This window comes from Inquilinus ginsengisoli (assembly GCF_050434925.1).
GTDB classification, from domain to species: Bacteria; Pseudomonadota; Alphaproteobacteria; order DSM-16000; family Inquilinaceae; genus Inquilinus; species Inquilinus ginsengisoli_B.
Genome location: NZ_JBNDJK010000001.1, coordinates 3,267,687 through 3,288,420 on the forward strand (window position 1 = coordinate 3,267,687; position 20,734 = coordinate 3,288,420).

A 20,734-nucleotide genomic window follows, 5' to 3' on the forward strand; every position below is an offset into this window, starting at 1 on the left:
CGCTCAGGACTTGCAGTTCAGGTAGGTCGCGTCGAAGCTGGCCAGCAGGTTCTTGGTGATGTCCTGCATCGCGGCGACGTAGCCGTCCACCTTGTCGGCGCCGACGAAGACGGTGCCGGAATCGACGAAGTGGCTGGTCAGCGCGTTGGTCTTCCACGGCGCGTCGGCCTTGATCGTGCAGCCGTTGCGCAGCCGGTCGACGACGTGGGAGCCGATATAGGCCTGGCCATACGGGTTCTGCAGCATGGTGCCGTGCAGGAAGCCGTCCTTGATCGCCTTCAGCACCACCTCGTCATGGTCGATGGCGACCATCTGGATGCGCTTGTCGCCGATCCGGCGCAGCGCATTGGCGGCCACGACCGACGGCACCCAGGCGGTGCTGACGATGCCGTCGACATCGGCGGCGTGGGCGGCGAGATAGGCGTTGATCTTCTCTTCCGCGGGCTCCGGCGCGTCGATGTCGGCGATCACCTGCACGACCTGCGCGCCGTCTTCCTTCGCCGCCTTCTCCACCGCATCGATGCGCAGCTGGGTGTTGGGGTCGACCAGGAAGCCGGTGACATGCAGGATCCGCTTCTTGCCGGCCATCGCCTTCAGCAACTCCTTGGTGCCGAGATAGGCGGAGTTGCCGACATCGGTGCCGAGGCAGAACTGCGCCTCCGACGGGTCCTTCAGGCAGCCGGCGGTGGCGATCACCGGGGCACCGCTATCCGCCAGCTCGGCCACGGTGCTGACGCTGCCGACGGGGTCGCCGGGGAAGACGAGGAAGGCGTTGTAGCCCTGGGTCACCAGGCTCTCGAGCAACTGGTTCTGGGTGCTCAGCTCCCACTTCTGCGGGACCTTGTAGTCCGCGGCGGCGAGCTTGAAGTCGCGGGCGGCGTCCTTGCCGGCCTGCTCCCAGGCCGAGAAATACGGGTGCGGGCCGCCTGGCACCAGGGCGACGCGGGTGTCGTCGGCGGCAGCCGTGCCGGCCCCAGCCAGCAACGCCAGGCCGGCCAGAACGGCCCTCCGGACATGTCGGGACATCAGATCCTCCCCAAGGTTTCTTGTCGGGTGCCGTCAAGGCGTCAGCGCACTTGAACGGCTCGGTGAAACGCTAGTATCCAAGTGTGCAAGGCGCAATCGAATTGTGGCTCTTCCGGTCGAACAGGTCGGACAAATGGCCGAAGGCTGCGCTGTTCGGGGAGGGAGAGATGCCGATCGCCGCACCAACCGAAGCGCCGCCCATCGCCGCCGCCGAGCTGGACGAGGAGTCGGGCGGGCTGCGGGCGATTCGGCTCGGCCTCGACCGCCGCCTGCCGGTCGCCGACCAGGTGCATGAGGCGCTGCGGGCCGCCATCGTCGGCGTCCATCTGCTGCCCGGCACCCCGATCAGCGAGAACAGCATCAGCCGGCAGTTCGGCGTGTCACGCACGCCGATCCGGGCGGCCATCCAGCGGCTGGCGGAGGAGGGGCTGATCGACGTCTATCCGCAGCAGGGCAGCTTCGTCGCCCCGATCCGGCTCAGCGGCATCGGCGACGCGCATTTCGTGCGCCGGGCGCTGGAGGTGGCGGTGCTGCGCGAGACGGCGGAGATCTGGACCCCGGCGATGAGCGCCGCGGCCCGGGCGGTGCCGGCGAAGCAGCGGCTGCTGCTCGAGGCCGGGGACTCGGACGGCTTTCACGCCGCGGACGCCGAGTTCCACCACCTGCTGATGAGCTTCGCCAACCGCGAAGGGGTGTGGACCACGATCCAGACCGCCTGGACCCGGCTGGCCCGCTTCATGCGGCTGTTTGGCAGCCCGGACCGGCTGCCGCTGGTGATCCAGGAGCACACGGCCATCATCGACGCGCTGGATGAAGGCGACGCGGCGGAGGCCGAGGCGCGGCTGATCTATCACGTCGACCGCGCCTTCGTGCTGCTCGACCAGCTGCCCGAGCGCTACCGCCGCTACGTGGTCGACTGAAGCCGTCACCGGCCGCCATGCCGGCCGCGGTGGACGATGACCCGGTCCAGCGCCTGCCAGTTCCATTCGATGCCCAGTCCCGGCGTCTCCGATGGGATCGCCCGGCCGTTCTCGATCCGGATCGCCTCGGTGGTGACGAGGTCGAGCTGCGGGATGAATTCCAGCCAGCGGCTGTTCGGCACCGCGCAGCACAGCGGCAGGTGCAGCTCCATCAGGAAATGCGGGCAGACCGGCACGTTGAAGGCCTCGGCCATATGCGCGACCTTCAGCCAGGGGGTGATGCCGCCGATCCGGCCGACATCGACCTGGACGATCGAGCAGGCGTCGCTCTGCAGGTAGTCCTTGAACTGCGAGATGCTGTACATCGACTCGCCGACCGCGATCGGCACGCTGGTCGATGCCACCAGCCGCTGATGGGCGCGGACGTCGTCGGCGTGGATCGGCTCCTCGAACCAGGCGATGCCGACCTCCTGGAAGCTGCGCACCCGGCGCACCGCCTCGTCCAGGGTGAAGCCCTGGTTGGCGTCGGTCATGATCTCCCAGGCGTCGCCGACCTGCTCGCGCACGGCGGACAGGCGGCGCATGTCCTCGGCCACATGCGGCCGGCCGACCTTCACCTTGGTGCCGCCGAAGCCCCTCTCCTTGGCCTGCAGCGCCTCCTCGACCAGCGCCGCCTGGTCCAGGTGCAGCCAGCCGCCTTCGGTGTAGTAGAGCTGGATGCTGTCCTTGGCGCCGCCGGCCAACCGGTGCAGCGGAATGCCGGTGCGGCGGCTGCGCAGGTCCCACAGCGCCGTGTCGATGGCGGCCAGCGCGATCGAGGTCAGGGCGCCGACCGTGGTGGCGTGGACGCGGTAGAACAGGTCGCGCCAGATCCGCTCGATCTCGTCCGCCTCGCGGCCGAGCAGCAGCGGCGCCAGATGGTCGTCCAGCAGCTTGGCGACGGAGGAGCCGCCGGTGCCGATGGTGTAGCTGTAGCCGGTGCCGACGGCGCCATCCGCGTCGGTGATGCGGACCATCGGCGTCTCCTGCAGCTCGAAGGCCTGCACCGCGTCGGTGCGCTTGACCTTGGGCTTCAGGTCGGCCTGCAGGATCTCGACGGAAGCGATCTTGGCCACGGGGAATGTCCTTTTCAGTGATGGGTCAGGCCGGCTCGTCCGCCGTCCAGCCGTCGTAGCGCTGCCAGGAAGCGCGCAGGTGCCGCTCCAGGGCGCCGGCCGCGCCGTCCTCGTTGCCCGCTTCGATGGCGGCCAGGATCGCCTGATGCTCGGCGAGCACCGGGGCGATGTCCTGCGGCACCCGGGCGAACAGCCGGGCGTGGTGCAGATGCGGGTGCAGGTCGCGCACGCTGCGGGCCAGGATCTCGTTGCCGGCGCCGTCCAGCATGGCCTCGTGGAAGGCCTGGTCGGCCTGGTTGGCGGTCAGGTAGTCGCGCGCCTTGCGGCCCATCCGGCCGCCCGCCATCGCCGCCAGGCTCTCGCGCATGCGCCCGATCGCGGCGGTCGGGCGGCGGCGCGCCATCTGCCGGGCGGCCCAGCCCTCGGCCAGGACGCGATAGGCCAGCAGCTGCTCGAACCAGCTACGCGGCGGCACCGGCGCCACCGAGAATCCGGCGAAGGAGGACGCGGCGACCAGCCCGTCGGCGGCGAGGCGCATCAAGGCTTCGCGGATCGGTGACGAGCTGATCTCCAGCTCGCGCGACAGGGCATCGATGTTCAGCCGCGCGCCCGGCTCATAGACTCGGTCGAGGATGCGCTCCTGCAGCACGCGCACGACCTGATCGGCCAGGACGACGCGGGAGATGGCGGCTTTCTGCGGCACGACGATCCTCCCGGATCCGGCCCTGATAGAGGGCGGGCCGGGCTGGAGTCAATCATGCATCGTGGATCGTGCACGATTCATGCAACGAGCGTCGCCCTGTCCGAGGCGCCGGCGCTCCGCCTACCCGGGACGATCCGGGGTTACGGCGGAGGTGGCGGACCGGATCGCCATCTCCAGCTCCTCCAGCGAAAAGGGCTTGGCGAGCTTGGGCAGATTGGCCCCGATCCCCATCGGCAGCTCGGCATAGCCGGTGGCCAGGATCACTGGAAGCCCGGGCCATTCCGTCGCAATGCGGTCGGCCAGCTCGGCCCCGGTCATCCGCGGCATGGCGTGGTCGGTGATGACGAGGTCCGCGGCCTCGCGGCGGAGCGCATCGAGCGCCTGGTCTCCTGTGGTCGCCCCGACGGCGGCATGGCCCAGCTCCTCCAGCATCGCGATCGTGTTCATCAACACCAGGCCGTCATCGTCGACCGCCATGATGTGCAGCCGGCCCAGCGCCTCCGCCGCGGCCGGGGCAGCGGCCTCGTCCGGCGGCGACAGTTCGGCCTCGGCGGACGCCACGGGCAGCCACAGCTCGATCGTCGTGCCGGTCCCCTTCCGGCTGGCCAGCACCATCCGGCCATGCGACTGCTCCATCAGCCCATGCACCGTCGACAGGCCGAGCCCGGTCCCCTTGCCGATGCCCTTGGTGGTGAAGAACGGTTCCGTCGCCCGGGCGAGCGTCTCCGGGTCCATGCCCTCCCCGGTGTCGGTCACCGACAGGCAGACATAGCGGCCGGGAGCCGGTTCGTCGGCTGTCGCGGCCTTGGCGGCGATGGTGATCGATCCGCCCTCCGGCATCGCGTCCCGCGCATTGACCGCGATGTTCAGCAGGGCGGATTCCAATTGGTTGGGGTCGGTCGACGCCTTGGGCAGGCCGAGCGGGAACCGGGTCTCGATGGTGATGGACGGCCCGAGCGAGCGCTGCAGCAGGTCGGCCATGCCGCGCACCAGGTCGGAAATGTCGACGGCCATGATCTTCAGCTCCTGGCGGCGGGCGAAGGCCAGCATCCGCTTGGTCAGTGTCGCGCCGCGCTGGGCCGCCTGGACCGCATTGTCGAGCAGCGACAGGGCTGCGCCGGTCTCCGGCGGCAGGCGTTTGCGCATCAGCGCCAGGCTGCCGAGAATGACCATCAGCAGGTTGTTGAAATCATGGGCGATGCCGCCGGTCAGCTGCCCGATCGCCTCCAGCTTCTGCGACTGGAACAGGGCCTCCCTGGCCTCCTCCAGCTGCTTCTGCGACTTCAGCCGCTCGGTGATGTCGCGGGTCACCTTGGCGAAGCCGGTCAGGGTTCCGGCATCATCGTGGATCGCATCGATGACCACATGCGCCCAGAACCGCGTCCCGTCCTTGCGGACCCGCCATCCTTCCTTCTCGAACCGCCCTTCCCGCGTTGCGATCGTGAGGCCGATCGCCGGCAGGCCGGCGGCCCGGTCCTCATCCGTGTAGAAGCGGGAGAAGTGCTCGCCGATGATCTCCGCCGGGGCATAGCCTTTGATGCGCTCGGCCCCGGCATTCCAGCTGCTGATCCGGCCCTGGGGGTCGAGCATGTAGATGGCGTAGTCGGTCACGCCCTGGACCAGCAGCCGGAACTGCTCCTCGCTGCGTGCGCGCTCCGCCATCTCCTCGCGCAGCTGGGTGTTGCTGGCGTTCAGCTCCGCCGTCCGGGCGGCGACCAAGGCCTCGAGCTCCTGGGCCATACGCTCCCGGGCCTCGATGAAGCCGCGCACATCATATTGCCGCTGGCGGCTGCGCAGCGCCGCCTGCAGCGTGCTGGACAGGCTGATCGGCTGCACTGGCCGCTCGACCAGGGTGACGTTGCGCAGGCGTTGGATGATGTCCAGGCGCCAGGCGGCGACCGCCGCCGGCTCCCGGTGGCTGGTGAGGAGGACGAAGGGCAGGTCGGACCAGGGCGGCTGGGCGTCCACCCATAGGAGAAGGTCGGTGATGTCCCGGCCCACGATAGCCTCCTCGGCGACGAAGGCGGCGCCGGCCCCGGCCTCCAGCTCCGCCACCAGCTGGTCGAGACCGGTGCAGATCGAGGCCGTCAGGCCCGCCCGCCTCAGGATCTCCGCGGAGGCCGGGCCGTCCCGGCCGATGGGCGCGAACACCAGGACGCGCAGGCTGTGCGGATCAGGCTCCATTCTGTCCACCGGGCTGCAGCAGCGGCTCGGCATTTCCGACATATTCTGGCGTCCCGGTCAGGACACCCCGGAATTCCGAGAGCGGCGGCCCGATATGGATGCCCGTGCCGGTGAGGCGGAACTCGCGGATCGTGTGCTCGTGGTTTCCGGTACGCTTCTTGACCACGGAGAGGGCGCGGCGCACCTGGCCCGTCGCCTCGAAGTACCGGACCATGATCACCGCGTCGCTGAGATAGCTGATGTCGATCGGCGTCTCCTGCGGCCCGATCATGCCGTGCTGGGCCAGCAGCAGCAGCGTCAGCACCCCCTGCTGGTTGAGATAGCTCAGCAGCTCGTGCATCTGCAGCACGAGGAAGCGCTCGTCAGGCATCGCATTGAGATAGCCGTTCAGGCTGTCGATGACGACCATCCTGGCGCCGTCTCGCTCGACGGCATCGCGCACCAGCATGGAAAACTCGCCCGGCGACAGTTGGGCAGGGTCGACCTGGCAGAACTGAATCCGCCCCGAGGCCAGGGCTTCTTCGAGCGGCAGGCCGAGCGCGCGGGCACGCGCCTCGACCGTGCCGCGCCCTTCGTCGAAGTTGAAGAGCACCGCGTGCTCCCCGCGTTGTGCCGCCGCGATGGCGAAGGTGAGCGCCAGCGACGACTTGCCGACGCCGGCGGCGCCGATCAGCAGCGCATTGGTGCCGCGGTCCAGCCCGCCGCCGAGCAGCGCGTCCAGATCGGCGTCCCCGCTGGACGCCACGCTTGCGGGGAACTCCGCATGGTGCTCGGCCGCGATCAGCCGCGGGAAGACCCTCAGGCCGCCGGAGGTGATGGTGAAGTCGTGATAGCCGCCGCGGAATTGAATACCGCGCATCTTGACCACGCGCAGGCGCCGCCGTTCGCCGCCATAGTCGACCGCCAGCTGCTCCAGAAGCACGACGCCATGCGAGATCGAATGTAGCTGCAGGTCGTTCTGCGCCGATGTGAGGTCGTCGAGCACGATCACGGTGCAGCGGCGCCTGGCGAAGAAGTGCTTCAGTGCCAGCACCTGGCGCCGGTAGCGCAGCGGATTCTGCGCCAGCAGCCGCAACTCGGACAGGCTGTCGATCACCACCCGGGTCGGATCGACCTGCTGCACGCGCTCGAAGACCAGATTGATCGTCTCGCTCAGCTCCATCTCGGCCGGATGGAACACGGTGACCTGCTGCGCCGGGTCCAGCGTGGTCTCCGGGGGCACCAGCTCGAAGATGTCGATGCCCCCGAGCGACCAGCCATGGCGCTGCGCCACCAGCGTGAGCTCGCGTTCCGTCTCGGACAGCGTCACGAACAGCACGCGCTCGCCGTTCCGGACTCCTTCGAGCAGGAACTGCAGCGCGATCGTCGTCTTACCGGTGCCGGGCTGGCCTTCGTAGAGATAGAGCCGGTCGGGGTCGAGCCCCCCGCAGAGAATATCGTCCAATCCCGCGCTGCCCGTGGACACCCGGGCGGCCTCCGGATGGTCGTTCATCTGTGCCCTCCGAACTGACTACCGCTTCCGATCGGATCAACGCGGCGAAGCGCTGGATTGATCCCGGCTGACATGCGAAGGCAGGGGGCTCACGTCCAGCGCGAGGTGCCGCCACCGGCCGTGCCCGGCAGGCCGGACAGTCGGCTCCCGGCGGATCAGGAGAGCAGGGCGAGGCGTGGCCAGAGGCCGGGACGCCGGGGAACCGCGAGGGCCGGTCCAGCCGCAGCCGACCGAACGATGGTCATCTTCGTCCGCATGTTTATTCCCCCTCGCTCGACCGGAGAGGCCAGGCCGCCTTCTGCGGGCGCCGATCCCCGTCTGACGCAGAATGGCGTCTTCATCGTTGCATTTACGATAATATTCTTGCTCTACTGTCGCATTCTTCAATCGATGAACCGACCCTGCCGGTCGATGAACCGCTCCCAGCGATGGATTGGTCAACCGGGGCTTCCCAGGGCGAGAGGCGGCGCAGGCCGGGCGTGTTCGCGACCTTTGCCGATCGCGGGCCAGCCCCCGGCACGGCACCGTCGTTCTGGCGGGTCCACACGGCCGGCTGGATCTTCATCGCCCTGTTCGGCCTGGCGTCGCGGGTTGCCACCTTCAATGACCTCGGGCTGGCGCTGACGATCACCCGGAAAATCGACCCGATCGGCTTCGGTCTGACGGCGCTGGCGCATCAGACGGTCCTGGCCCGCACCCGGCAGCGGCCGGCCGTGATTGCCGGGCTGGTGGTGGTGGGCTCGATCCTCGGCGGCCTGCTGCTGATGGGGATCGTCAATCTGGTCGAGGACCTGTTGTTTGAGGGGCTGGACCGCGGCAGCATGGCCCGCTTGGACGCAATCCCGGCCGTGTACTACACCGCCGTCTTCCTCGGCTGGTCGCTGGCCTATTTCTGGATCCGGGCGGATGTCGAGGCCCGGTCGGAGCGGGCGCGCCGCAGCGAGGCGCAGGCCGCGGCAACGCGGGCGGAGCTGCAACGGCTGCGGCTGCAGCTGGACCCGCATTTCCTGTTCAACGCGCTGAACACCGTGGCGGTCGAGATTCCCGACAACCCGGAGGCGGCACTGGAGATGACCCACCGCATCGCCGCCTATCTCCGCTACTCGCTGGACCCGCAGACCCGGCCGGTGTGCCCGCTGAGCGAGGAGATCGAGGCCGTGCGCGCCTATGTCCGCATCCAGGAGCTGCGCTTCGAGGACCGCCTGCGCTGCACGGTCGAGCCGGACCCGCGGGCCAGCGCCGTCCCGGTGCCGCATCTGATCGTGCAGGGGCTGGTCGAGAACGCGGTGAAGCACGGGCTGCGCACCTACGCCGGCCCGCTCGAGATCCGGGTCGCCGCCCGCCGCCTGGACGACGATGCGGTGGCGATCGAGGTCACCAATCCGGGCCGGCTGGGGCCGCGGACGGACGACCGGCCGGCGGTCGGGCTGGCCAACACCCGCCGCCGGCTGAACTGCATTATCCGGCGCGGCACGAACTGACGGTGGCCCAGGAGGGAGAGACGGTGGTGGCGCGGCTGGTGCTGAAGGGGACGGCATGCTTCGCGTGATGCTGGTCGACGACGAACCGCCGGCCCGGCGGGGGTTCCGGCGCCTGCTGCAGGCCCATTCCGATGTCGAGGTCGTGGCCGAGGCCGGTACCGTCGCCGAGGCGCGGGAGCAGGCGGACCGGCTGCGCCCCGACGCGATCTTCCTGGATGTCGAGCTGACCGACGGCCGCGGCTTCGACCTGCTGGCGCAGCTGTCGCCGATGCCGGCGATCGTCTTCGTCACCGCGCACGACCTCTACGCGGTCAAGGCCTTCGACGTCTCGGCGCTCGACTTCCTGCTCAAGCCGGTCGATCCGCAGCGGCTGTCGGTGACGATCGACCGGCTGCGCCGGCATCGCCTGGACGCGGCCCGGGCCGAGGCGCCGGGACGCGAGCGGCAGGACGATGCCGAGCTGGACGGCGACCCGCAGCCGGGCGGGTCGCAGCAGCGCATCCATCTGCGGATCGACGGCAAGTCGGTGATCGCGCCCCTGGGCACGGTGGCGATGCTGACGGCGGAGGCGGATTTCACCCGCGTCTTCCTGAAGGGCGCGCGGGACTATCTGGTGTGCCGGCTGCTGCGCCATTTCGAGGCCCAGCTGCCGAAGCCGCCCTTCGTCCGCATCAGCCGCTCGCTGATCGTCAACCTGGACCAGCTGGAGCGGGTCGACTGGCAGGATGCCGGGCGCTGCAGCGTGTCGCTGGGCGGCGGCATCGGGCCGATCGCCCTCGGCCGGATCGCCGCCCGGCGGTTGCGGCAGTGCCTGGAGGGGGAGCCCATGGTGCGGGCCTGACCGTTGCGGGGCTACAGCTCCTCGCGCTTCAGGCGTCTTGCCAGGGCGTCGACGAACAGCCGCGTCTTCGCCGCCAGGATCTTCGTCGGCGGCCACACGGCGTGGACCGGCAGCCTGGCGGCTTCGAATGCCTCCAGGACGACCTCGACCGCGCCGCGCTCGACCAGGTCGCGGATCTGCCACAGGGGCGCGCGGCCGATGCCGAGCCCGCGTGCCACGGCCGCGTGCATCGCCGCGGTGCTGTCCGTCCGGAAGCGTCCGCCGACGCGCACCGTCCGCCGCCGGCTGCCGATCCGGAACGGCCACGCCCCGGCGTCGCCATCGGCGATGCGCAGGACGCATTGATGCCGGGTGAGGTCGTCGGGATGCCCGGGCCGGCCTTGGTCGGCGAAATACGCCGGGGCGCCGAACACCACGACGCGAAGGCTGCCGAGCCGCCGGGTCTTCAGCTCCGAATCCGCCATGTCCCGGATCCGCACCGCCAGATCGAGACCTTCCTCCAGCAAATCGACCTGGCGGTCGGAAGCCCTGAGCTCCACCTCGATCTGCGGATAGCGCTCCATGAAGTCGCAGATGGCGGGGGCGACGTAGGCAGGCGCGAACAGTGTCGGGGCGCCGATTCTCAGCAGGCCTGACGGCGCGTCCCGCCTGTCGGTCGCCTCGAGCCTGGCCTCCCGGATCTCCAGGAAGGGCGGCTTGACACGGCGATAGAAGGCCAGCCCGGTCTCCGTAGGGTTCGACCAGCGTGTCGTGCGCCGGATCAGCTCGACGCCCATGCCCTGCTCCAGCGCGGCCAGCGATCGGCCGATCGACTGCAGCGACCGGCCCAGATGACGGGCGGCGGCGGCCTGGCTGCCCTTTTCAACGATGGCCAGGAACGCCTCGAGATCGTCCATCCGGTCCACGATCGGTCTCCCGATTTTCGGAAGACCGTATCGCATCCGTCGCGGATTGTGCTGGGTGCGCGGCATGGCGAAGCTGTCCGCCGACACCGATCTCAGAGGCATGCGAGCCATGAACCGACATCCCGGTCACGCCTCGTCGGGCCATCTCATCGGTCCGGCGCGCCCGCCGATGGAGCCGGCCGAGGGCGTCCGCCGCATCAAGCTGCGGCCGCATGAGACAACGGCCCCGGTGACCGCGACGGACGACCTCCCGGTCATCGCCCATCTCGGGATTCCCCGCATCGAGCCCGGATCCTGGTCGCTCCGCATCGACGGGCTGGTCGGCCGGGCGCTCACCCTCGGCCTGGCGGATCTGAGGTCCCGGCCGAAGGTGGTGGTGGAGGCAATGCACCAATGCTGCGGCAGTCCCTTCGAACCGCATGTGCCGACCCGCCGCGTCGCCAATGTCCGCTGGGGCGGGGTCGATCTCGCCGCGCTGCTCGAGGAAGCCGGCATCGACCCGCGGGCCAGGTTCCTCTGGTCCTATGGGCTCGATGGCGGCGACTTCGCGGGAACGGCCTGCGACTGGTACGTCAAGGACCTGCCGCTCGAGCGGCTGCCGGCGGGCGGCGTCCTGATCGCCTATGAGCTGAACGGGGTGCCGCTGTCGGCCGAGCACGGGGCTCCGGCACGGCTCGTGGTCCCCGGCTATTACGGCACCAACAGCGTCAAATGGCTGTGGCGGCTGCGCCTCGCGGATCGGCGGGCGGATGGTGTCTTCGCGGCGGAGCTGTACAACGACCCCGGCGACGCCGCGGACATCGCCGCCGGCGGGCCGGCGCGGCGCCCGGTCTGGGCGATCGCGCCGGAGGCGATCATCGTGGCACCGGCGCCCGACGCGGTGCTTGCCGCGGACCAGCCCACCGAGATCTGGGGCTGGAGCTGGTCCTTCCGCGGCATTCAGCGCGTCGAGGTCAGCGTCGATGGCGGCACCAGCTACCGGCAGGCCGCCCTGGAGCCGAGGCGCGGCTGGGCCTGGCAGCGCTTTTCATTGCCCTGGCGGCCCGGCGATCGAGGCGCAATCCAGCTCTGCGTGCGGGCCTTCGAGGCCGATGGCACGACCCAGCCGGTCGAGGGGGCGCGCAACGCGATCCACAGCGTGCCCGTCAGCGTCCGATGATGGGCACGCTGGAGCCGGACCGCGTCAGAACAGGCTGGCTTCCTTGAGATATTCGGTGGCGACCGCCTCGATCGTCTTCTTCTGCACGTCGACCTCGCCGTTCAGGCGTTGCATCGTCGCGTCGTCCAGTCGGGTGGCCAAGCTCTCGAGCAGCGGCTTGAGGTCGGGATGGGCGTCGAGCACGTCTTTCCGCACCACCGGCACCAGCGCGTAGTTGGGGAAGAAGCCCTTGTCGTCCTTCAGCAGGGTCAGGTCCATCGCGGCGATGCGGCCGTCGGTCGCCGCCACCACCGAGACGTCGACATCGCCATTGGCCAGGGCCGGGAACACCAGGCCGATCTCCATCGGCCGGACATTGGCGCGGCCGGCCTTGAAATCGTAGGCCTTCTGCAGGCCCAACAGCCCGTCCTCGCGCTTCGGGAACTCGGCCGTGGTCGCCATCACCGGGTCCTTGCCGTCCTTGTAGGCGGCGGCGAGGTCGGACAGCGTCGCCATCCCGTCGGTCTTCGGGTTGTTCTTGCGCGTGGCCAGGGCATAGGTGTTGTTGGCCTTGGACGGGGCCAGCCACACCAGCCCCCTGGCGCCGTCCAGCTCCTTCACCTTGGCGTAGGTCTCGTCCGGCGTCAGCTTGTCAGTGATCTTGTTGAAGGTGACCAGCGAGGTGCCGGTGTATTCCCAGTACAGGCTGACCTCGCCGCTTTCGAGCGCGGCGCGGACGATGTTGGTGCCCATGCCGTCCTTCTTCTCGACCGTATAGCCTTTGCTCTCCAGCAGCTGCTTGGTCATCTCGGCCAGCAGGAGCTGCTCGGTGAAGTCCTTGCCGCCGACCGTCAGCTCGGCGCCGCCGGCCGCGCCGCCGCAGGCCAGAAGCGCGATCGCCGACAGGATCGCGCGCCGCAATGTCGTCTTGATCATCGTCTTGCTCCCTGCTTGTTGTGCCTTCACCGCAGCGGGTTGATCCCGCGCGGCACGAGGTGGATCTGCAGCCGGCCGACCGCGAAGTCGGTCAGCACGGCCAGCAGCGCCGTCGGGATGGCGCCGGCCAGCATCATCGGCAGGTCGTTCAGCGCGATGCCGGTGAAGATCAGCTCGCCCAGGCCGCCGGCGCCGATCAGGAAGGCCAGCGGCGCGGTGCCGACGCAGATCGACAGGGCGGTCCGGACGCCGCCGAAGATGATGAACAGCGCGTTCGGCAGCTCGACCCGCCAGAACACCTGGCCCGGGGTCATGCCCATGCCCCGCGCGGCCTCGATCAGCGGCGTCGGCACGTTGCGCAGCCCGGCATAGGTGTTGCGGACGATCGGCAGCAGCGTCGCCGCCCACAGGCCGAACACCGACGGCACCGTGCCGATGCCCAGCACCGTCATGCTCAGCGCCAGCACCGCCAGCGTCGGGATCGTGGTGCCGAGGTTGAACACCTGCAGGACCAGCTCGGCCGACCGGCGGAAGGCGGGGCGGGACAGCATGGCGCCGGCCGGCACGCCGGTCAGGATGGCCAGCCCGCCGGCCCAGGCCACCAGCTTGATATGCTGCAGGCCGAGGAAGACGATGTCCTCCTCATAGGACAGGATCTCGGCCGGCATGTCGCTCGCCAGCCACCACAGCACCGCCGCCGTAGCCAGCAGCAGCCACAGCAGCGCCGCGATGCCCGGGACGGGGAGGGGCCGACCGCCTGTCGCCAGCGGCGCCGCACGCCCGGTCCAGGCCTTGCCGACATCGCTCATGCCGATGCCCCCCGCGCCGACAGGCCACGGATGATGCCGGCATAGGTCAGGGCGCCCTGGATCCGGCCCTCGGCATCGACGCAGGGCAGCAGCGGCATGTCATGCGCGAACATCAGCGTCACGGCGCTGCGCAGGTCGGCGGTCAGGGGAATGGTGGCGCGGATCGGCTCGGCGCAGTCGCCGCAGGTGCCGCCGCGGACCGCCCCGGCCCGGCTGCCGGAGACCATGGCGCCGGGGTGTCCGTCCGCGTCCAGCACCAGCACGGCCGGACAGCCGCTGGCCCGCATCAGCTCGCGCGCCCGGCCGACCGGGTCGTCGCGCCGGACCGTGCCGGGCCGGCCCAGCGGCACATCGGCGATGCGCACCAGCCGCAGCCGCTTCAGCGTGCGGTCGGTGCCGAGGAAGGTCTCGATGAACGGTGTGGCGGGGTTGGCCAGCAGTTGCTCGGGCGTTGCGAACTGCTCCAGCCGCCCGGCGCGGAAGATGGCGATCCGGTCGGCCATCTTCACCGCCTCGTCCAAATCGTGCGAAACGAAGATCACCGTCTTTCGCAAGGCCGCCTGCATGCGCAGGAACTCGTCCTGGATCGCCCCGCGGTTGATCGGGTCGATGGCGCCGAAGGGCTCGTCCATCAGCAGCACCGGCGGGTCCGCCGCCAGGGCCCGGATCACGCCGACGCGCTGCTGCTGGCCGCCCGACAGCTCCTTCGGATAGCGGTCCATGAACACCGCCGGCTCCATCGCCACCAGCTCCAAAAGCTCGGCGGCGCGGGCGCGGGACTTCTTCCGGTCCCAGCCCAGCAGGTCGGGCACGACGCAGATGTTCTCGGCCACGGTCTTGTTCGGGAATAGCCCGATCTGCTGGATGACGTAGCCGATCGACCGGCGCAGCCGGATCGGGTCGACCGTCCTGGTGTCGCGGTCGTCGATGAACACGGTCCCGCCGGTCGGCTCGATCAGGCGGTTGATCATCCGCATGGTCGTGGTCTTGCCGCAGCCGGAGGGGCCGAGCAGCACGCAGATCTTGCCGGCCGGCAAGTCGAAGCTGACTTCGTCGACCGCGACCACCGGGCCGGACGGGGTGTCGAAGACCTTGGTCAGGCGGTCCAGCCGGATCATGCGGCAGCTCCCCGGGCCAGGCCCTTCGAGGTCAGCCGCCGCTGCGCCAGCGCCAGCAGCAGGTCGACCGCGATCGCCAGCAGCGACACCGCGACCGCGCCGGTGATCAGCTGCCGCGGGTCGGACTGGCTGATGCCGCGCGAGATGAAGGTGCCGAGGCCGCCGGCGCCGATATAGGCCGCGATCGCCGTCACCCCGATGTTCATCACCGCGGCCGTGCGGATGCCGGCCATGATCACCGGGATCGCCAGCGGGATCTCGACCTGGCGCAGCCGCTGCGCCGCGCTCATGCCCATGCCGATGCCGGCCTCGCGCAGCGCCGGGTCGACATCGACGATGGCGGTGTAGGTGTTGCGGATGATCGGCAGCTGCGAATAGAGGATGATCGCGATCACGGCCGGAACGGTGCCGATGCCGTGGCCGATCGGCGACAGCAGCGGGATCATCAGCCCGAACAGCGCCACCGACGGCACCGTGATCATCATCGAGGCGAGGTAGAGAACGATGTCTGCCGCCCGCCTGGACTGGGTGATGGCGATGCCGATCGGGACGGCGGTAACGATCGCGATCGACACCGCGACGGCGACGATCGAGACGTGCTCCAGGGCCCGCGCCGCGATCACGTCCAGGTTGTCGTAGGCAAAGGTGAGCGTGTCCATCAGGCCGCGTTCCCGTGATTGCCTCGCCGTCAAAGGTCGAGATAGAGCCTCGCCGCGTCGTCATAGGTGAAGCGCAGCGGCACCGATCCCTGCACCCGCCAGGCCTCGACCGTCCCGCCTGCCATCAGCCGGCAGGCGCCCTCGGTGTCGACCACGGCGCCGCCATAGAGGCGGTTGGCGAGGTTGAGGATGGCGGTCTGGTGCATCGCCGCGCTGCCGCTGCCGCAGGAATCCTTCACCAGGGCGACGCGGAAGCCGAGATCGACCGCGTCCTTCACGGTCTGGGCAATGCAGGCCTCGGTCCACACCCCGGCGACGAACAGCCATTCGGTGCCCAGCGCCGCCAGCCGCTCGGCCAGCCCGCCGCCGGCGAAGGCGCTGGCATCCGACTTCACCAGCACCGGCTCGCGGTCGGTCGGGCCGACCTCGGCGCAGATCTCCGACATCGGGTCGTTGGCGTCGCTGAAGGCCGAGGTGCCGTCGGCCATCACCGGGTGGAACGGCCTGGCCCGCTGCGCCGCCAAGTCGACGACATAGGCCGAGTGCAGCACCGGGATGCCGGCCGTCCGCGCCGCCTGCTGCAGCCGCTGCACGTTGCCGATCAGGGCGTCGAAGCCTTCGACCAGGTAGCGGCGGTCGCGGCGATGCTCCTCCTGCAGGTCGACGAACAGCGCCGCCGCCCGGCCAGGCTCGATGGTCAGAGCCGTCCGCATCACACCTCCCCGTCCAGGAACTCGTCCTCATAGGGGAAGCGCGACAGCAGCTCGGTGCCGGTCTCGGTGATCAGGATCTCGTCCTCCAGCTTCACGCCCTCGCGGCCACCCTTCTCGCCGACATAGCTCTCGACGCTGACCACCATGCCGGGCAGCAGATGGCCCTCCCGGCCATAGGTCTCGTAGTCCATGGCATGGGCGATGAACGGCGTCTCGCCATGCATGCCGACGCCGTGCATGACCGAGGTGTAGCGCTGCTCGACGAAGCGGTCGGGGATTTTCCAGGCCTTCTCCGCCACCTCGCGGAAAGCCATGCCCGGCTTGACGATGCCGATATTGTGCCGGATCTGGTCGTGTGCCATCCGGTACAGCATCTTCTGGTAGTCCGTCGGCCGCCCCGGACCGCAGCGGAAGGTGCGTGAGAAGTCGGAATAGTAGCCGTAGCAGCCGATCGTGTCGGTATCGAGCGCCACCAGCTCGCCCGGCCGGACCTTGCGGCCGCCGGCCTCGCTGAACCAGGGGTTGGTGCGCTGGCCGGAGGTCAGGAGCCGGGTCTCGATGAACTCGCCGCCCTGGCGGATCACCTCATGATACATGATGGCGAACAGCTCGTTCTCCGAGATGCCGGGCCTGATCGCCTCGCGCACCGCGGCGACCGCGGCCTCGGCCCCGGCCATCGAGGCCTGCAGGCATTTGATCTCCTCCACCGTCTTCACCGCGCGCACGGCCAGGATCTCGCCCTGGCAGTCGGTGACGGTGCAGCCGCGCTTCTCCAGCGCCAGAGCGTGCAGGTGGTTGCAGCGGTCGAGGCCGATCTTCATCGAACCGCCGCCATGGGCGCGCAGCAGCTCGGCGATCTCGTCGGCGAAGGCACCGGCGGTCTCGCCGTCGCGATTCGACACGGAGGACCAGACCAGCTTGGACGGCCGCGCCTCGTCCACCGTCTCGAGCACGGTGGAGACGTGGTAGCTCTGCGGGTATTCGAACAGGACGACCCGCCCAGCGGCCGGCACGAAGAAGTAGCGGGTCGAGTTGCGCAGGAAGTAGCCGAACATATTGCGCGACCCGGTGGCGTAGCGCTGGTTGTACGGGTCGAACAGCACCACCGCGCCGTAGCCGGAATCGGCCATCCAGCGGCGCAGCCGGGCGAGGCGGCCCTGGCGCAGCGCATGGACGTCGACATAGGACGGCTCGGTGTCCGACAGCCACATGCCGACGGATTCGTCCGAGGTCGCCGGATGGCGCATCCGCTCGGCGAAATCGACGTCCTCCACGCTGTCGGGGTTGAACACCACGATGCTCATTCGCGTCTCCCTGTTCGTCACAGGATGCGACGGTCGGCGGGCGCGGTTCGTGCGAAAACCCGCAATAATTGTGCGGAATTCCGCAACGGCGACGATTGATCCCTACCCCTGCGGCGATCAAAAGATCGTCATGGCGAGGAGGCGAAGCCGACGTGGCCATCCAGGGGCCGGTGCCGCTGGATCGCCAAGCCCCTGCGGGGCTCGCGATGACGTGAGGATGGGATGCCTAGTGGTGAAATCTGACGCTTGATACCCGCTAGGAATGGCAGAAGACGACCGAGGCTGTGTGGAAACGCGTGTTTTGTTGAGCGCGATCTGGATTTGGTTGGTGTGCGGCCGTTGAAGCAGCTTCGGCAGCGCAGATGTCAGGGCCGGACGGCCTGCAGGAAGCCCGGGACCCGAAGGTATCCGCCCGGGATCGGACGGATGTCGTTCGACGGCTGGGGCGCGCTGCCGGCAAGCGTCGAGACGCTCTCGCCCACGTCCGGCTGCAGCGCCGCGATGTAGACGAGACCGGCGACCTTCGGATCGTCGCCCGCCTCGGTGATGATGACGCCGCCATAGCTGTGCCCGACCAGAATGGTCGGGCTGGCCTGCTGGTCGAGCACACGCCGTACTTCCGAGACGTCGTCGGCGAGCGAGGTCATCGGCTGCTGCACGACGACCACGTGAAAGCCGCGCTTGGCCAGGATGTCATAGACCTCCCGCCAGCCCGAACCGTCGACAAAGGCGCCATGCACCAACAGCACGTGCCGGGCAACCTCGGCGAACGCTGTCCGGGGCGCGGCTGAGATCGACAGCAATGCGGCCAGCGCCATCGCGCCAGCATGGCGTCGCTTTGGAAGTTTCATCTCAGGCTTCCTTTTCATCGGCTGCAACCGTCCGGTGCCGGCTTCGTGCGGCCTGCATCTCGATTGCTTAAGCCTGATGATTATCAGAATTGAATGTAGATGGATCGATGGAGATGCCGTCAATGTCAAGCCTGGAATTCATTTGGGGAGATCGGCGACGAATCCGGCGGTAGGTCACTTGACACGGCCGGTGGGACCGGCCACCTAAGGCAAACACAAACCTGATGATTATCAGGTTAAAGCTTGCCCATCGCTTCACCCCCATCCCGCGACAACGTTCCGCTCAGCGGGAGTCAACGGCGTTCAACCGCGCTGATCCGCAGGCGGTCGGCGGCCGCCACGATCCAGACCAGAAGGACCAACACGATGTCGGAAGGATACCCAGCGGACCGCACTGCTCTGCTGATCGTCGATCCCTACAACGACTTCATGAGCGAGGGCGGCAAGCTCTACGAAGCCATCCGGCCGACCGCCGAGGCCTCGGGAATGTTCGGCAACCTGCGCAAGCTGATCCCCGCGATCCGAAACCTCGGCATGCAGGTCATCATCGTTCCCCACCACCGGGCCTGCGACCACGACCACCTCGGCTGGCAGCACATCAACGCGTTCATCCAGAAGGGCGAGCCGCTGCGCGCCTTCGAGGCCGGAAGCTGGGGCGGGGAGTTCCATGAGGAATTCGGCCCGAAGCCGGGCGATGTGATCGTCAAGGAGCACTGGGCCCAGAGCGGCTTCGCCAACACCGATCTCGATCTCCAGCTCAAGCAGCACGGCATCCAGAAGATCATCCTGGTCGGCCTGATCGCCAACAGCTGCATCGAGTCGACCGCCCGCTACGGCATGGAACTCGGCTACCACGTCACGCTCGTGCCGGATGCCACTGCAGCCTTCAGCCCCGAAGGAATGGTCGCCGCGGCCACCAATGCGCCGATGTTTGCGCATGCCATCCTGAAGACCGACGACCTGCTGGCCCAGTTACCGAAAGAGTCCCGATGACCTATCTCTCGATCAATCCCTTTACGGAAGAACCGATCGCGGCGTTCACCGAACATAGCGACGCGGAACTGAGCGCAATCCTCGCGCAAGCCGACACGACGTTTCGCGAAGACTGGCGAAAGCGCCCCTTCGATGCTCGAAAGGCGGTCCTGAAGCAGGCCGCAGCGATCCTGCGCGAGCGTCGTGACGACCTCGCCAGGATCGCAACGACCGAAATGGGCAAGCTCTATGTCGAGGCTCTGGGCGAGGTCGCCCTGTGCGCCGACATCTTCGACTATTACGCAGATCGTGCCGAAGCCATCCTGGCTGCGCGGGATCTCGACGTGCGGGAGGGCAAGGCCCATATCGAGACCAGCCCCATCGGCCCGATCTTCTGCATCGAGCCGTGGAACTTCCCCTACTACCAGCTCGCGCGTGTCGCCGGACCGAACCTGATGGCCGGCAACACGATCATCGTGAAGCATGCACCGGGTGTTCCCCAATGCGCCCTGGCCTTTGAGAAGGTGCTTCTCGACGCCGGCGCACCACTGGGGGCCTACACCAATGTGTTTCTGACGAATGACCAGGCGGCGACCGCGATTGCCGACCCGCGGGTCAGGGGCGTCGCCCTGACCGGCAGCGAACGGGCGGGCGCCGCCGTCGCCGCGGCCGCGGGCAAGGCCCTGAAGAAAAGCACGATGGAGCTCGGCGGCAGCGACGCCTTCATCGTGCTTGATGATGCGGACCTCGAGACGGCCGTGCGGCTGGCGGTCGGCGGCCGGATGATGAACACCGGGCAGGCCTGCACCGGCTCGAAGCGCTTCATCGTCCACGCCTCCATCGCCGAGGCCTTTACGGCCGGCTTCAGGGAAGAGCTCGAAAAGCTTGTCCCCGGCGACCCGCTCGACGGCCGGACGAAGCTGGGCCCGCTGACCAGCCGGGCGGCGCTCGACCACGTCCTGCAGCAGATCGAGCAGGGTGTGGCCGGCGGGGCAAAGGTCGTGACCGGCGGCAGGAAGCTCGATCGCAGGGGTTACTTCCTGGCCCCGACGATCCTGACCGAGGTCGCGCCGACGAATCCTGTCTTCCACCAGGAGTTCTTCGCACCTGTCGCCATGGTGTTCGCGGCGGAGAACGAGGAGGAGGCGATCAAGCTCGCCAACGACTCACCCTATGGGCTCGGCGGGGCCGTGATCTCGCCGAATGTCGAACGCGCCAAGAGGGTGGCGAGCCGGCTCGATATCGGGATGGTGTTCATCAATTCGACGCCGACATCGGCACCCGAACTGCCGTTCGGCGGGGTCAAGAACTCCGGATACGGCCGCGAGCTCTCGGACCTCGGCATCGCCGAATTCGTGAACCGCAAGCTCGTTCGCGTGACCTGACAGTGCTGCTTCCTGCCCGGTTCGTCCCCCGACCGGGCAGGAGACGCCCCCGGTATCCCCTTCGGAGATAGAGGGCGATGTCGGAGGTGCCCGCCCCCAAGCCTGTCCCCCGACAGGCCTGGGGGATCTCCACGGCAACCCGCCACGCGGCGGCCGCCTCCTGAACACGGAAGGACATTGCG

Annotated in this window: 19 protein-coding genes; 6 read left to right on the plus strand and 13 right to left on the minus strand. The window is 68.8% G+C overall.

Annotation, left to right across the window (positions count from 1 at the left end; all coding sequences use genetic code 11):
• Nucleotides 1–3 precede the first annotated feature (3 nt).
• Nucleotides 4–1,026, minus strand: a complete 1,023-nt coding sequence (locus QFZ27_RS15545; protein WP_429227281.1) for a sugar ABC transporter substrate-binding protein — start codon at nucleotides 1,024–1,026, stop codon at nucleotides 4–6.
• A gap of 167 nt (nucleotides 1,027–1,193) precedes the next feature.
• On the opposite strand from QFZ27_RS15545, the gene QFZ27_RS15550 reads away from it, so the two are divergent.
• A complete protein-coding gene (locus QFZ27_RS15550; RefSeq protein WP_429227282.1) occupies nucleotides 1,194–1,946 on the plus strand; it encodes a GntR family transcriptional regulator in 753 nt (250 codons plus the stop codon).
• A gap of 5 nt (nucleotides 1,947–1,951) precedes the next feature.
• Here the strand turns inward: QFZ27_RS15550 and QFZ27_RS15555 are convergent, their stop codons facing one another.
• From QFZ27_RS15555 to QFZ27_RS15570, 4 genes are all read right to left on the minus strand, one after another.
• Nucleotides 1,952–3,061, minus strand: a complete 1,110-nt coding sequence (locus tag QFZ27_RS15555; protein ID WP_429227283.1) for a mandelate racemase/muconate lactonizing enzyme family protein — start codon at nucleotides 3,059–3,061, stop codon at nucleotides 1,952–1,954.
• A 25-nt stretch (nucleotides 3,062–3,086) separates the two neighbouring features.
• On the minus strand, nucleotides 3,087–3,764 hold the full coding sequence (locus tag QFZ27_RS15560; protein WP_429227284.1) for a GntR family transcriptional regulator: 678 nt from the start codon (nucleotides 3,762–3,764) through the stop codon (nucleotides 3,087–3,089).
• Between the two features lie 120 nt (nucleotides 3,765–3,884).
• Nucleotides 3,885–5,948, minus strand: coding sequence for an ATP-binding protein (locus QFZ27_RS15565; RefSeq protein WP_429227285.1), 2,064 nt, complete (start codon nucleotides 5,946–5,948; stop codon nucleotides 3,885–3,887).
• The gene (locus tag QFZ27_RS15570; protein WP_429227286.1) at nucleotides 5,938–7,440 is read right to left on the minus strand and encodes an ATPase domain-containing protein; all 1,503 of its coding nucleotides are present in this window, start codon (nucleotides 7,438–7,440) and stop codon (nucleotides 5,938–5,940) included. The genes QFZ27_RS15565 and QFZ27_RS15570 overlap by 11 nt, the downstream gene beginning before the upstream one ends.
• A gap of 479 nt (nucleotides 7,441–7,919) precedes the next feature.
• Here QFZ27_RS15570 and QFZ27_RS15575 point away from each other — a divergent pair, with 479 nt between their 5' ends.
• Complete coding sequence (locus QFZ27_RS15575; RefSeq protein WP_429227287.1) at nucleotides 7,920–8,921, plus strand: sensor histidine kinase; 1,002 nt, start codon at nucleotides 7,920–7,922, stop codon at nucleotides 8,919–8,921.
• Nucleotides 8,922–8,976: 55 nt separating this feature from the next.
• A complete protein-coding gene (locus QFZ27_RS15580; RefSeq protein ID WP_429227288.1) occupies nucleotides 8,977–9,762 on the plus strand; it encodes a LytR/AlgR family response regulator transcription factor in 786 nt (261 codons plus the stop codon).
• Nucleotides 9,763–9,773: 11 nt separating this feature from the next.
• Here the strand turns inward: QFZ27_RS15580 and QFZ27_RS15585 are convergent, their stop codons facing one another.
• Nucleotides 9,774–10,658 (minus strand): LysR family transcriptional regulator, encoded by an 885-nt coding sequence (locus QFZ27_RS15585; protein ID WP_429232461.1) that lies wholly within the window; start codon nucleotides 10,656–10,658, stop codon nucleotides 9,774–9,776.
• 118 nt (nucleotides 10,659–10,776) lie between these two features.
• Between QFZ27_RS15585 and QFZ27_RS15590 the strand changes: the two genes are divergently transcribed.
• Complete coding sequence (locus QFZ27_RS15590; RefSeq protein WP_429227289.1) at nucleotides 10,777–11,826, plus strand: molybdopterin-dependent oxidoreductase; 1,050 nt, start codon at nucleotides 10,777–10,779, stop codon at nucleotides 11,824–11,826.
• A gap of 24 nt (nucleotides 11,827–11,850) precedes the next feature.
• Here the strand turns inward: QFZ27_RS15590 and QFZ27_RS15595 are convergent, their stop codons facing one another.
• The 7 genes from QFZ27_RS15595 to QFZ27_RS15625 all read right to left on the minus strand — a co-directional run bounded on the left by QFZ27_RS15595 (nucleotide 11,851) and on the right by QFZ27_RS15625 (nucleotide 18,195).
• Nucleotides 11,851–12,741 (minus strand): glycine betaine ABC transporter substrate-binding protein, encoded by an 891-nt coding sequence (locus QFZ27_RS15595; RefSeq protein ID WP_429227290.1) that lies wholly within the window; start codon nucleotides 12,739–12,741, stop codon nucleotides 11,851–11,853.
• A 26-nt stretch (nucleotides 12,742–12,767) separates the two neighbouring features.
• Nucleotides 12,768–13,550, minus strand: a complete 783-nt coding sequence (locus tag QFZ27_RS15600) for an ABC transporter permease (protein WP_429227291.1) — start codon at nucleotides 13,548–13,550, stop codon at nucleotides 12,768–12,770.
• Nucleotides 13,547–14,668 (minus strand): ABC transporter ATP-binding protein, encoded by a 1,122-nt coding sequence (locus QFZ27_RS15605; RefSeq protein ID WP_429227292.1) that lies wholly within the window; start codon nucleotides 14,666–14,668, stop codon nucleotides 13,547–13,549. The genes QFZ27_RS15600 and QFZ27_RS15605 overlap by 4 nt, the downstream gene beginning before the upstream one ends.
• A complete protein-coding gene (locus QFZ27_RS15610) occupies nucleotides 14,665–15,327 on the minus strand; it encodes an ABC transporter permease (RefSeq protein WP_429227293.1) in 663 nt (220 codons plus the stop codon). The genes QFZ27_RS15605 and QFZ27_RS15610 overlap by 4 nt, the downstream gene beginning before the upstream one ends.
• Nucleotides 15,328–15,356: 29 nt before the next feature.
• Complete coding sequence (locus QFZ27_RS15615; RefSeq protein WP_429227294.1) at nucleotides 15,357–16,040, minus strand: isochorismatase family protein; 684 nt, start codon at nucleotides 16,038–16,040, stop codon at nucleotides 15,357–15,359.
• Nucleotides 16,040–17,344, minus strand: a complete 1,305-nt coding sequence (locus QFZ27_RS15620; protein ID WP_429227295.1) for a M24 family metallopeptidase — start codon at nucleotides 17,342–17,344, stop codon at nucleotides 16,040–16,042. The genes QFZ27_RS15615 and QFZ27_RS15620 overlap by 1 nt, the downstream gene beginning before the upstream one ends.
• A gap of 365 nt (nucleotides 17,345–17,709) precedes the next feature.
• Nucleotides 17,710–18,195, minus strand: a complete 486-nt coding sequence (locus tag QFZ27_RS15625; protein ID WP_429227296.1) for an alpha/beta fold hydrolase — start codon at nucleotides 18,193–18,195, stop codon at nucleotides 17,710–17,712.
• Between the two features lie 243 nt (nucleotides 18,196–18,438).
• Here QFZ27_RS15625 and QFZ27_RS15630 point away from each other — a divergent pair, with 243 nt between their 5' ends.
• Both QFZ27_RS15630 and QFZ27_RS15635 read left to right on the plus strand, forming a co-directional pair.
• Nucleotides 18,439–19,188 carry a cysteine hydrolase family protein gene (locus tag QFZ27_RS15630; protein WP_429227297.1) on the plus strand — a complete coding sequence of 250 codons (750 nt, stop codon included), beginning with the start codon at nucleotides 18,439–18,441 and terminating at the stop codon, nucleotides 19,186–19,188.
• Entirely contained in the window at nucleotides 19,185–20,552 is a 1,368-nt protein-coding gene (locus QFZ27_RS15635; protein ID WP_429227298.1) for an NAD-dependent succinate-semialdehyde dehydrogenase, read from the plus strand. The genes QFZ27_RS15630 and QFZ27_RS15635 overlap by 4 nt, the downstream gene beginning before the upstream one ends.
• The last annotated feature ends 182 nt before the right edge of the window (nucleotides 20,553–20,734 follow it).